Genomic DNA, 12585 nt, shown 5'->3' on the forward strand with positions numbered 1-12585 from the left:
GCACCCTCCCCCAGGGATCAGGCCTCGCCGGGCAACTTGACGATGGTCAGCCAGAAGGTGCTGATGGAACGCACCACCTTGATGAACTGATCCAGGTCCACCGGCTTGTTCACATAGCAATTGACGTGCAGGTCGTAGCTGGACAGGACATCCTGCTCCGCTTCCGAGGAGGTGATGATCACCACGGGAATCCGCCGCAGGGATGAGTCGGCCTTGATTTCCGCCAACACCTCGCGTCCCCCCTTCTTGGGCAGGTTCAGGTCCAGCAGGATCACATCGGGACGGGGTGCGCTCGCGTATTTGCCTTGCCGCCGCAGGAAAGCCAGGGCTTCGACCCCGTCCCCCACCACGGAAAGATTGTTGCGCAGCTTGCATTCCCGCAAGGCCTCCTGGGTCAGCCTCACGTCGCCTGGATTGTCCTCCACCAGCAGGAACTCCGCCGGCCGGCCCATCTCGTCATCAGTGTCCATGATTCCCGTTCTCCTTGTCGTGGATGGTGAAAAAGAAGGTGGTTCCCTCACCGCTGCGGGACCCCACCCAGATGCGTCCGCCATGGCGCTCGACAATTTTCTTGCACAGGGCCAGACCGATCCCGGTGCCAGGATACTCAGCCTTGCTGTGCAGACGCTGGAAGATCACAAAAACCCGCTCGAAGTATTCGGGCGAGATACCGATGCCGTTGTCCCGCACCTGAAATTCCCATGCCCCCTCGATTCGGTGCGCCCCGATGTGGATCGCGGGAGGCTCCCCCGGCGTGCGGAACTTGATGGCATTGCCGATCAGGTTCTGGAACAACTGGATCAACTGGGTCTCGTCTCCCGTGACTTCCGGCAGGGTATCCCGGGTCAAGGCCGCCCAGCTTTCCTGCACCGCCACCGAGAGATTGGCCAGCGCCGCATCCAGCACCCGATTGCAATCCGTCGGCGCAAAGGGCTTGCCCCGTGTGCCGACCCGGGAAAGCTTGAGCAGGTCGTTGATCAGGCCCTGCATCCGGGTGGCGCCATCCACTGCATAGCCGATGAATTCGTCGGCATCCTTGTCCAGTTGCCCCTTGTAGCGCCGCGCCAGCAATTGGGTATAGCTGGCCACCATGCGCAGGGGTTCCTGGAGGTCATGGGAGGCCACGTAGGCGAACTGCTCCAGCTCCTGATTGGAACGGGCCAGTTCCTCGGTGCGAGCCTTCAAGGCCTGCTCCGACTCCCAGGCATCGGTGACATCCGAGTACTCGACCACGTAATGGGTAATTTTCCCGGACTTGTTTCTGACCGGCGCGAAACTCATACGCGACAGGTAATCATGACCATCGGCATGGCGATGCCAGACATCCCCGCGCCAGGCATTGTCCTCCGCCTCCCGTCCCCAGCGCTGGTAGAGATCTTCCTCGTTGCGGTCAGAGATCAACTGATTGATGTCACGCCCCATCAGCACCTCGGGGGCATAACCGGAAATGTTCCATGTCAGATGGCTGGCGTGGATGACAGTACCGGCAAGGTCGGTGATCAGCACCGCCTCCAAGTCGCTCTCGAACGCCTTGGCAAAAAAGCGCAGACGCTCCTGGTCAGCCTGAAAGTAGGCACTGATGACCAGTTCGATATCCAGCAGGCAAACCTTGAACAGGGAAAGCATCGTGGCGCTGAAGTTCTCCTCGTCGCCACCACACACCCGCCGCGCGACCGGCAATAGTTCTTCCAGCAGCACACGGTAGGCCCCCACGTACCACTCTGGTTTGAGACCGACCTGCTGATGGGCCAGCCCGATCCGCAGACGCTCCTGGGCGTAGTCGAAGTCATAACGGCCGGAGAGCATGGCCGACAATTGCCCACCATGGAGCCCCTGCAACTGATCGCGGGGACGTACCGCCCTGTCCAGCACGGTACGGCATTCGTCGAAACGATCGAGCAGCTTGTAGAACCGCTCCACATAGCCATCCTTGAGTTGATCGGCCGGAGCCAGCAAAGCGCGCAGACGCAGACCATCTGCCTCGCCGAGGTCCAGATAGTCCTTGCGTTTTTGTAACTCGACCGAGTTCAGGCCCAGGTCTTCAATGATGGCGTCGAGCGCCTCCCTGCTGATGCCCAAGGCGAATTCCCTGCGGATGATGGTTGGAGGGTGCCCGATTGTAAGTCAATCGCATGGAATGACAAGGCTGACCTCCCCCGGGAACCTGTTTCAGGGGCGCTGGGTGGGAACCTGGACAAAGACTTCCCCTTCCCGAACCAGGCCCAGCTCGTAACGCGCCCGTTCCTCGATGGCGTCGTAGCCGGACTTGAGATCACGGACTTCCGCGTCCAGCCCGGCGTTACGCTGTTCCAGATGCTGGTTGACCTCCCGCTGGGCCGCGAGCTGACGATCCATCTCCCACACCCGGTACCAGCCGCCCTTGCCGAACCACAGAGGATACTGTAGCAGCAGGACCAGGACGACCAGCACCAGGGTCGGCCAGCGCACGTCTAGCGCGCCGACGACCCGCGCTCCCCCCTCGCCGGCAGGGAAGCAGAGGCAGGATGGGAGGAAAGGACAGGGGACATGCTCAGCGCAGGTTGTAGAAGGTTTCCCGGCCCGGGTAGGTCACGGCGCCGCCCAGATCTTCCTCGATCCGCAGCAACTGGTTGTACTTGGCGATGCGGTCGGAACGGGAGAGCGAACCAGTCTTGATCTGGCCGGCATTGAGGCCCACGGCGATGTCGGCGATGGTGGAGTCCTCGGTCTCGCCGGAGCGGTGGGAGATCACGTTGGTATAGCCAGCGCGCTTGGCCATCTCGATGGCGGCGAAGGTCTCGGACAGGGTGCCGATCTGATTGATCTTGATCAGGATGGAGTTGGCGATGCCCTTGGCGATGCCTTCCTTCAGGATCTTGGGGTTGGTGACGAACAGGTCGTCGCCGACGATCTGCACCGTCTTGCCCAGCCGATCGGTAAGCAGCTTCCAGCCGGCCCAGTCGCCCTCGGCCATGCCGTCCTCGATGGAGACGATGGGATACTTGCCTGCCAGGGTGGCCAGATAATCGGTGAAGCCTTCCGAAGTCAGTTCCAGTTTCTCGGAAGCCAGCACATACTTGCCGTCCTTGTAGAACTCCGAACTGGCGCAGTCCAGGGCCAGCAGCACGTCCTGGCCCGGGGTGTAGCCAGCGGCCTCGGTAGCCTTCAGGATCAGCTCGATGGCCTCGTCGTTGCCGGAGACGTTGGGGGCAAAGCCGCCCTCGTCACCTACGGTGGTGGGGTAACCCTTCTTGTCCACCAGCTTCTTCAGGTGATGGAACACCTCGGCGCCGCAGCGCAGGGCCTCGCGGAAGCTCTGGGCCCCCACCGGCATGATCATGAATTCCTGGATGTCCAGGTTGTTGTTGGCGTGGGCGCCGCCATTGATCACGTTCATCATGGGCACCGGCATCTGCATCGGGCCTGAACCGCCGAAGTAGCGATAGAGGGGCAGACCGGCTTCCTCGGCGGCGGCCTTGGCCACGGCCATGGACACCGCCAGGGTGGCATTGGCGCCGAGACGAGACTTGTTGTCGGTGCCGTCCAGCTCGATCAGGGTGCGGTCGATGAAGGCCTGCTCCTCGGCGTCCAGGCCGATGATGGCCTCGGAAATTTCGGTATTCACATTCTCCACGGCCTGGAGCACGCCCTTGCCCAGGTAGCGGCCAGCGTCGCCGTCCCGCAGCTCGATGGCCTCCCGGGAGCCGGTGGAGGCGCCGGAGGGCACGGCGGCGCGGCCCATGATGCCGGACTCAAGCAGGACATCGGCCTCGACGGTGGGATTGCCCCGGGAGTCAAGAATCTCGCGGGCGATGACATCAACGATTGCGCTCATGGAGTGACCTCTTCTGAATCGGATGGATATGAAATTGTTAACGTGAAGAAGCTGCGCCGAAGCCGAGTGTGACCGTCGAGCGCAGCGAGCCGATGGGTAGCCCCGCCCTGGGAAGGGGGCGTAGGCGGGGTTGCGCGAAGCACTGCTTCGCGCCGCCGAAGCCGGCCGGCTGTGCAAAGCCGGCCGTGGAACGGGGGTGGGGGGCGTTCAATTTGCCTTTACGCATTTCATCCTCGGGGGGGGGCTGGCGACCATACGCATCAAGAACGGATTATAAAAGACCGCGCTGCTTGACCAGGGTATCGATGGCCTGGAGGGTGGAGAGCAAATCCGGCATCTGACCCAGGGGCCAGGCGTTGGGACCATCGGACAGGGCCTTGGCCGGATCCGGATGGGTTTCCATGAACAGGCCAGCCACGCCGGTGGCCACCGCCGCCCGGGCCAGCACCGGCACAAACTCCCGCTGGCCGCCGGAACTGGCGCCCTGGCCTCCGGGCAACTGCACCGAATGGGTGGCATCGAACACCACCGGGCAGTGAGTCTCGCGCAGGATGGCCAGGCTGCGCATGTCGGAAACCAGATTGTTGTAACCGAAGGAAACCCCACGCTCGCAGACCATGATGCTGTCGGCGCCCTCATTGGCTTCCTTGGCCTTGGCTACCACATGCTTCATGTCGCCGGGAGCGAGGAACTGGCCCTTCTTGATATTCACCGGCTTGCCCGAGGCGGCGCAGGCCTGGATGAAATCGGTCTGGCGACAGAGGAAGGCCGGGGTTTGCAACACGTCGACCACTGAGGCCACCGCGGCGACCTCGTCCTCGGCATGCACATCGGTCAGCACCGGCACACCGATCTGGCGCCGCACCTCAGCCAGGATATCCAGGCCCTCATCCAGCCCCAAGCCCCGGAAGGAGCCGGTGGAACTGCGATTGGCCTTGTCGTAGGAGGCCTTGAAAATGTAAGGCATGCCCAGCCCGGCGCAGATTTCCTGCATCCGGCCGGCGATGTCCAGGGCCATCTGACGGGACTCGATGACACAGGGGCCCGCAATCAGGAACAGCGGGTGCGCCAGCCCCACCTCAAAACCGCAAAGCCGCATGGTCAGGCTGCCGCCTTGAGGTTCCGCTGAGCCAGCGCCGCCTTCACATAGGCGATGAACAGGGGATGGCCGTTGCGGGGATTGCTGGTGAATTCCGGGTGGAACTGGACGCCGACGAACCAGGGATGGATGTCGGCTGGAAGCTCCATCATTTCCGGCAGGTTCTCGCTGGGGGTACGGGCCGAGATCACCATGCCCGCCGCCTCCAGCTTGGGTACGTAAATATTATTCACTTCGTAGCGATGGCGATGACGCTCATTCACTTCCGGACCGTAGATGTCGGTGGCCCGGGTACCGGGTTTGATGGGGCAGCGCTGGGCGCCCAGGCGCATGGTGCCGCCCAGGTTGGAGTCGGCACTGCGCTTCTCCACCCGGCCTTCCCTATCCATCCACTCGGTAATCAGGGCCACCACCGGATGGGGCGTCTCCGCATCGAACTCGGTGCTGTTGGCGCCTTCCAGACCGGCCACATGGCGGGCGAATTCGATGGTGGCCAGTTGCATGCCCAGACAGATGCCCAGATAGGGAATCTTGTTCTCCCGGGCATAACGGATGGCCGCGATCTTGCCTTCGGTACCGCGCCGACCGAAACCGCCGGGAACCAGGATGGCATCCATGGACTTGAGGCTCTCGGCGCCATTGCGCTCGATCTCCTCCGCGTCGATGTAATGAATGGTGACGCGGCTGTGGGTATGAAGCCCGGCGTGCTTCAGGGCCTCGATCAGGGACTTGTAGGACTCGGTGAGATCCACATACTTGCCGACGAAGGCGATATCCACATCGTGGGCGGGATGCTCCATGGCATCCACCAGTTTTTTCCAGACGGAAAGATTGGCAGCCTTGGCCAGGATACCCAGCTTGTGGCAGACGATCTCGTCCAGCATCTGGTCGTGCAGCATGGCCGGTATCTTGTAGATGCTGTCCGCATCCACCACGGAAATCACCGCCTCCGACTGCACATTGGTGAACAGGGCGATCTTGCGCCGCTCTTCCTCGGGCACCGGCCGGTCGGCCCGGCACAGCAGCACGTCGGGCTGAATGCCGATCTCGCGCAGTTCCTTGACCGAATGCTGGGTGGGCTTGGTTTTCAGTTCGCCAGCCGTGGGAATGTAGGGCAGCAGCGTCAGATGGATGTAGCAGGCGTTGTTGCGGCCTTCCTCGATCCCCATCTGGCGGATCGCCTCCAGGAAGGGAAGAGACTCGATGTCGCCCACCGTGCCGCCCACCTCGACGATGGCCACCTCGGCACCCTCGGCGCCGCGCTTGATGTTGAGCTTGATTTCGTCAGTGATGTGGGGAATGACCTGGACGGTCTTGCCCAGATACTCGCCGCGCCGTTCCTTCTTGATCACCGACTCATAGACCTGGCCGGTGGTGAAGTTGTTGGACTTGGACATCTTGGCGCTGGTGAAGCGCTCATAGTGCCCCAGGTCCAGATCGGTCTCGGCGCCGTCGTCGGTGACGAACACCTCCCCATGCTGAAAGGGGCTCATGGTGCCGGGATCGACGTTGATGTAGGGATCGAGCTTGAGATGGGTGACCTTGATGCCCCGGGATTCGAGGATGGCCCCCAGTGAAGCGGCGGCGATGCCCTTGCCCAGAGAGGACACGACACCGCCCGTGACGAATACGAATTTAGCCATGGAAATCGCTGCTGCGGGAAAGCCGCATGATACCGGAAAAGCCACCCGTCTCGATGCACGGAAGCAATGGACGCAGCATGGCCAGCTAACGGAGACAGGCGATGGCCGGTCCCGCCGGTGAGCGGCCGGCCTCGGCCAGCCACTGGGCAATGGCACTGGCCAGACCCTCGCTCAATTCGGCAAAGGCGGCCGCGCCGGCGGCGGCGTTGCGTCCGGCCGGCAGCTCCAGTTCGAAACGGCGGACCAGCAGCTTGCTGTCAACCCGGGCCGACAGCAGGCTGGCACCCAGGGCCAGTCGGGCCCGGCTGTCACCTGATGCGTCGAAGACCTGGACGAATTCTTCCAGGTCGAGGCGCAGGCGGCACTGTCCAGCGGCGGCCAGCAGACGACGCTTCAGCACACCCTCCAGCAATTCCGCCGGCGGACCGGCCCAGCGGCTGTCGGCAAAACCATGGCGACGGCCCGGCTCCGCCGCCAGCCGGTACTGCATGGATGTAGCGGCCAGCCAGGAGGGAGCCCGTACCTCGACCCGCTCCAGCAGGGACACAGCCACCGGAGCTGCACTGGCGGTAGGGACCTCCAGGTCATAGACCGCCATTTCGATTCGGCGCCCCGCGCCACCTCCGCAGGCCGCCAACAGCAGGCAGCCCAGGGCGACCATCAAGATCCGCATGGCATTTCCTTTCATGGCGTCCCGTAACCCGCCTCGCCCGGCCCCGGCGCGGGTGCGGGACGACCAAAAATAACAGCCTGAGGCGATTGCTCCAGACCCTCCAGCACCCGGTTGAGCTGACGGGAATTCCGTTGCAGGTCCCCCATCAACTCATGGAGCCGAGGCAGGGTTTCGCCCCGCGCCTCCCGCCCCGTCTCACCTGCCTCGATCGCCAACTGGTCGAAACGCCGGCTCAGGCCCTGGAGGGAAGCCACCAGGCCGCGCAGTTCGGCGGTCAGGGGCGCAGCCTCGCCGGCGGTGTGCTCCAGATGGACCAGCAGCTTTTGCAGCCGCGCCAGGTTGGCCTCGTTCAGCACCTGGCGCAGGGAGGCCAGGATCGCCGGCAACTCCTTCAGGCCTTCGGAAGCGACGGCCAGATTCGCCAGGGTGCGCTTGAAGTCCTGCACCGTGCGCTCGTCGAAGGCCCGGCCGATGCGGGCCGCCGTTTCGCCGATGGCATCGACGCCAGAGGACTCCAGGGGGATGCGGGGCAGTTCTCCGGGGACGGCCGTCATGGGCGTCGGATCACTGTTGTCGTCCTCCAGCATCACATAGGACAGACCGGTCACCCCCTGGGCATTGAGCCGGGCCCGGGTGGCCCGGCTCATCGGCAGGTCCGCGTCCAGATTGATGCGCACCAGGATCAGCCGGGGGTCCCGGGGATCGAGGAAAATATCCAGGACCTTGCCGGCCCGCATGCCCCGGTAGCGCACCTGGGCCTGGGGATTGAGGCCAGTGACGCTGCGGGTGGTCACCAGCAGGTACTCCCGGGTGTCATTGTGGCGCTCCTCCAGCCACCAGGCCGTCAGAACCAGGATCAACCCCAACAGGATCACGAAGCTGCCGGCCGCCAGGGCATGGGCACGATTTTCCACTAGGAAGCCTCCACCGGGACACCCCGGTCGCTGTGGAAGAAACTGCAGATGAAGGGATGTTCGCTGTGCATGATCTGGTCCAGACTGCCAAAGGCCAGTATACGGCCCTCCTCCATCACCGCCACCTGAGTGGCCAGAGCCGACACCGTGGCAATGTCGTGGGTCACCAGCACCACCGTCAATCGCAGCTCTCGGTCCAGTTGCTGGATCAGGCGCACGAAGCTGTCGGAAAGATCGGGGTCCAGGCCCGCCGTGGGCTCGTCCAGCAGCAGCAGTTCGGGCTCCAGGGCCAGGGCCCGGGCCAGGGCTACCCGCTTCACCATGCCACCGGAAAGTTCAGCCGGCATCAGGCGGCCATGCTCGGGCAGCAGTTCCACCTGATCCAGCTTGAGACGCACCATGTCGCCAATCTCGGCCTCGCTGAAGAGCTTGAGTTCCCGCAGGGGAAAGGCAATGTTGTCGAATACGCTGAAGGCGGAGAACAGCGCCCCGTGCTGAAACAGCACGCCGAAGCGGCGGCGCAGGGCCCGCTCACGCCGGGGACCGCCGCCGAACAGGGACTCGCCGAAGACCCGCACGCTGCCCCGGGCGGGTTGCAAGAGGCCGATCATCTGCCGCAGCAGGGTGGTCTTGCCGCTACCCGAGCCTCCCACCAGGGCCACCACCTCGCCCCGCTCGACGCGGAAGTCTATGCCCTGATGCACCCAGCGACTGCCGTAGCGGGTATGCAGGTCTTGTACCTCGATGACGGGGCCGCTCACAACCGGGGCACCCCCACACCCCGGGTAAGCACGGCAAAAACCGCATCGGCCAGGATCACTGCCGTGATGGAAATCACCACCGAGGCGGTGGTATTGGCCGACAGGCTCTCGGTATTGGGTTTCACCCGCAAGCCGAAATAGCAGGCAGTCAGGGCCACGGCCAGGCCGAAGGCCACACCCTTGGCCTGACCGATCCACAGATTGGCGATGGGCACCACCTTGGGCAGCAGATCCAAGAACAGGTCGTAGCCGATATCCAGTTGCCACCAGGCCGAGAGGATGCCCCCCAGCAATGCCACCGCGGAGGTCCACAGCACCAGCAGGGGCATGGTGATGGACAGGGCCAGCACCTTGGGTAACACCACCCGCAAACCGACGGGCACGCCCATGGCGGCCAGGGCATCGATTTCCTCCGTCACCCGCATCACCCCCATCTGGGCCGTCACCGCCGAGCCGGAGCGGCCCGCCACCAGCACCGCCGTCAGCACCGGCCCCACTTCCCGGACGATGCCCAGGCCCAGCACATTCACAATCAGGGCCTCTGCCCCCAGTTGCCGCAGTTGGAGGGCAAACAGATAGGACAGCACGACGCCGATCAGGAAACCCACCAGGGTGGTGATGGGCAGGGCCAGGAAGCCGGTCTTGTAGAGATTGGCGGAGATTTCCCGCCAAGGCATGTCTCCTGGATGGCGCAGCAGATGGAGCAGATCCAGGGCGAACTGCCCGAGCATGGCGAGCATGTCCGCCAGACGTTCGCGGAAGTGATCCAGGAACCGCCTCAGGGCGGCCAGGTAGGTGGCCAGGGTGACGGGCATTACCGACACTGGTTTGTGGGCCACTTCGTCCAGGTGGTCAAACAAGTGGATATGTTCATCCCGCGCTTCCAGCCGGGCCGGACGACTATCCCCCCAACTGCGCCGGATCAGCACCGCGCCGGCGCTGTCCAGGGCGTCCACCTCCAAACAGTGCCAGTCATCGACGGGCTGCCGGGCCAGGGCGCCGAGGGCCTGGCGCAAGGCCGGCCCGGCGGCGGCAATGCCGGCCACGGTCCAGGCGCCGGATAGCGCCACCTGACGCCGGCCCTCCAGTTCAAGAACCGCGAGCCGGGCCGGCAGGATATCCATCAGCGCACCCCGGCAGCGGGTCGCCGCTGCCGAACCTTGAGACTCATGCCCAGGAACGCCCAGTGCCCCTGCTCGTCGGCCAGGGCGGCACCGGTCAGGGGCGCGTCGTCCAGCCAGGCCTGGTCCACTTCGAGCTGAAAGACACTGCCGTTAACGTGAACCGCCATGGCCGGCAGGGGAGTACCGCTACGGGAGCGGTGCAGCACCGCCGCCAGGCGCAGGCAGAAGATCAAGCGCCAGTCCCGTGGTTCGATGGACTCCCCCTGCATCCGTTCCAGCTTGCCCCGGTGGGCCTGGACGATGCGGGCCAAACGGGCCTGGTCCTGGCGGGAAAAGCCGGGCATATCCGCGTTGGCCAGGATATAGGCGCTGTGCTTGTGATAGCCCGCATGGGCCACGGAAATGCCAATTTCATGAAGTCGAGCAGCCCAGATCAGGAACAGGCTATCCACATGTTCCGGATCGAGGCAGGCGGGTTCCAGTTGCTGGAGAAAGCCCAGGGCGGTCTGGCTGACCCGGGCCGCCTGACGCCGATCCACGCTGTAACGCTGCATGAACAAGCCCACCGTGGCTTCCCGCAGGTCGTCGTGGTGATAGCGGCCCAGCAGATCGTAGAGCACCCCCAGGCGCAGGGCACCCTCGGAAAAGGTCATCCGCTCCAGGTCGAATTCGGCGAACACCGCCGACATGATGGCGATGCCACCCGGCAGCACCGGCACCCGATCCGGACGCATGCCCTCCAGGGCCAGCCGGGCCGGGTCGCCGGACCGCAGTAGCAGGCCGCGCAACTGTTCCAACCCCTCCCGTGTGATGTCGCCCTGGCCCAGACCGTTGAGCTCCAGCAGATCGGCGATGGCCTTGGCCGTGCCCGAGGACCCCACCGCCTCCTCCCAACCCGATTCCCGATAGGTCTGAACGATGGTCTGAAGTTCGTTGCGGGCCGCCAGCTCCGCCTCCTTCATGCGCCGCTTGTCCACCCGGCCGTCGGGAAAGAAACGCAGGCTGTAACTGACGCAGCCCATGTAGAGAGATTCCAGTTGATGGGGCTGGAAATTGCTGCCGATGATGAATTCCGTGGAGCCGCCGCCAATATCCACCACCAGTTGCCGGGTACGGGGATTGGGCAGGGTATGGGCCACCCCCAGATAGATCAGGCGCGCCTCCTCCCGACCGGCAATGACCTCGATGGGAAAACCCAGGGCCGCCTGGGCATCGACCAGAAAGTCAGGGGCATTCTTCGCCACCCGCAGGGTATTGGTGGCCACCGCCCGCACCTGGTCCCGCCCGAAGCCCCGCAGCCGCTCGCCAAAGCGGGCCAGAGCGTCGAGCCCCCGCAACTGTGAGGCCCCATCCAGGCGCTTGCCGGCCCCCAGACCGGCCGCCAGGCGCACCGGCTCCTTAATGGAATCCAGGGGAAAAATCTGATTGCCCACCACCCGCCCCACCTGGAGCCGGAAGCTGTTGGAACCGAGGTCGACAGCAGCAATGAGGTTCTGGCTCATGAATCTGGGAGAAATTTCGGGAACAGCCCCGGAACGCCTGATTCTAGCGGGTCCTCATCAGGAAGACGTTACCGTGAAACAGCGCATTGAAACGGCAGCTCAAATTTTCGAGCGTAGCGAGCCGGCATCGTCACCTCCCCCGGGAGGGGGTGGGACCTTCCTGTCTTTCGCATATTTCATGGACCGGGTCGGAAAATTGGCTTCCATGAGCGTTAATCGATCCAGGCGTCTACCAAATGATGCGTCAACACCACCGAGGCGATGCCCAGGCCGATCAGGGTGACCTGCTGCACCGTGGCGCGCAGCTCCGTGCGCTTGTGCAGGCCGGGGATCAGATCGGCCACCGCCACGTAGATCATGCTGGCGGCGGCCATGGACAGCATGGCGGGCACAGCGCTCTGGGCACTGGACAGGGCGAAATAGGCCAGCAGCGCTCCTACCAGAGTGGCGAAGCTGGACAGCAGATTGAAGGCGAAGGCGCGCCCACGGGAGTAACCGGAATGCAGCAGGATCATGAAATCGCCCACTTCCTGGGGTATCTCGTGGGCGATGATGGCCAGGGAAGTCACCACCCCCAGTCGGACGTCTTCCATGAAGGCGGCGGCAATCAGCACCCCATCGACAAAGTTGTGGAAGGTGTCCCCCACCAGGATCAACAGGCCGCTGCGGCCGTGATCATGTCCAGAATGATCCAGTGCTTGCTTAACTGTCTGTTCATGGCCCTCGCAGTGCTCGAAATGGCAATGGCGCCAGAGCACCAGTTTTTCCAGCACGAAAAAGACCAGGATGCCTCCCAGCACGAAGCCGGCGCTGGTCTCGGCATCCCCTCCGGAGGTCATCGCATGGGGTAGCACCTCCAGAAAGGATGCTCCCAACAGGGCGCCGATGGCGTAGCTGATCAGATGGGGCACCCAGGCGGCCCGGGCCGAAAAAGCGAAAACAGCCGCCATGACGACGCTGAGAGCGCCGCCCAGCAGGGACATGACGATGATCCAGGACAATGTACTCATGGGAGGCCTCTTTTGAGCGGCGGATTATACGCGCCGCCGCCCCCG

Annotated in this window: 12 protein-coding genes; all 12 read right to left on the bottom strand. The window is 63.9% G+C overall.

Features of this window, described 5'->3' with window-relative positions; translation table 11 throughout:
- Nucleotides 1–17: 17 nt before the first annotated feature.
- The 12 genes from DENOEST_RS10965 to DENOEST_RS11020 all read right to left on the bottom strand — a co-directional run bounded on the left by DENOEST_RS10965 (nt 18) and on the right by DENOEST_RS11020 (nt 12540).
- Nucleotides 18–470, bottom strand: coding sequence for a response regulator (locus DENOEST_RS10965; RefSeq protein WP_183148241.1), 453 nt, complete (start codon nt 468–470; stop codon nt 18–20).
- Nucleotides 460–2079: a sensor histidine kinase gene (locus DENOEST_RS10970; RefSeq protein WP_145771324.1), complete on the bottom strand. Its 1620-nt coding sequence runs from the start codon at nt 2077–2079 to the stop codon at nt 460–462. The genes DENOEST_RS10965 and DENOEST_RS10970 overlap by 11 nt, the downstream gene beginning before the upstream one ends.
- Before the next feature lie 90 nt (nt 2080–2169).
- Nucleotides 2170–2448 (bottom strand): cell division protein FtsB, encoded by a 279-nt coding sequence (gene ftsB, locus DENOEST_RS10975; protein ID WP_145771325.1) that lies wholly within the window; start codon nt 2446–2448, stop codon nt 2170–2172.
- Between the two features lie 82 nt (nt 2449–2530).
- Complete coding sequence (gene eno / locus DENOEST_RS10980) at nt 2531–3814, bottom strand: phosphopyruvate hydratase (protein WP_145771326.1); 1284 nt, start codon at nt 3812–3814, stop codon at nt 2531–2533.
- Between the two features lie 271 nt (nt 3815–4085).
- Nucleotides 4086–4913, bottom strand: coding sequence for a 3-deoxy-8-phosphooctulonate synthase (gene kdsA / locus DENOEST_RS10985; protein WP_145771327.1), 828 nt, complete (start codon nt 4911–4913; stop codon nt 4086–4088).
- Nucleotides 4914–4915: 2 nt separating this feature from the next.
- Nucleotides 4916–6556, bottom strand: coding sequence for a CTP synthase (locus DENOEST_RS10990; protein ID WP_145771328.1), 1641 nt, complete (start codon nt 6554–6556; stop codon nt 4916–4918).
- 85 nt (nt 6557–6641) lie between these two features.
- Complete coding sequence (locus DENOEST_RS10995) at nt 6642–7229, bottom strand: ABC-type transport auxiliary lipoprotein family protein (protein WP_170228234.1); 588 nt, start codon at nt 7227–7229, stop codon at nt 6642–6644.
- 11 nt (nt 7230–7240) lie between these two features.
- Nucleotides 7241–8143 (bottom strand): MlaD family protein, encoded by a 903-nt coding sequence (locus tag DENOEST_RS11000; protein ID WP_145771330.1) that lies wholly within the window; start codon nt 8141–8143, stop codon nt 7241–7243.
- Nucleotides 8143–8904, bottom strand: a complete 762-nt coding sequence (locus DENOEST_RS11005) for an ABC transporter ATP-binding protein (RefSeq protein ID WP_145771331.1) — start codon at nt 8902–8904, stop codon at nt 8143–8145. The genes DENOEST_RS11000 and DENOEST_RS11005 overlap by 1 nt, the downstream gene beginning before the upstream one ends.
- Nucleotides 8901–10028: an MlaE family ABC transporter permease gene (locus tag DENOEST_RS11010; protein ID WP_145771332.1), complete on the bottom strand. Its 1128-nt coding sequence runs from the start codon at nt 10026–10028 to the stop codon at nt 8901–8903. Before DENOEST_RS11010 ends, DENOEST_RS11005 begins: the two co-directional genes overlap by 4 nt.
- Nucleotides 10028–11530, bottom strand: coding sequence for an exopolyphosphatase (gene ppx / locus DENOEST_RS11015; RefSeq protein WP_145771333.1), 1503 nt, complete (start codon nt 11528–11530; stop codon nt 10028–10030). Before ppx ends, DENOEST_RS11010 begins: the two co-directional genes overlap by 1 nt.
- A gap of 212 nt (nt 11531–11742) precedes the next feature.
- The gene (locus DENOEST_RS11020; RefSeq protein WP_145771334.1) at nt 11743–12540 is read right to left on the bottom strand and encodes a ZIP family metal transporter; all 798 of its coding nucleotides are present in this window, start codon (nt 12538–12540) and stop codon (nt 11743–11745) included.
- Nucleotides 12541–12585 lie beyond the last annotated feature (45 nt).

It is taken from the genome of Denitratisoma oestradiolicum, assembly GCF_902813185.1.
GTDB classification, from domain to species: Bacteria; Pseudomonadota; Gammaproteobacteria; order Burkholderiales; family Rhodocyclaceae; genus Denitratisoma; species Denitratisoma oestradiolicum.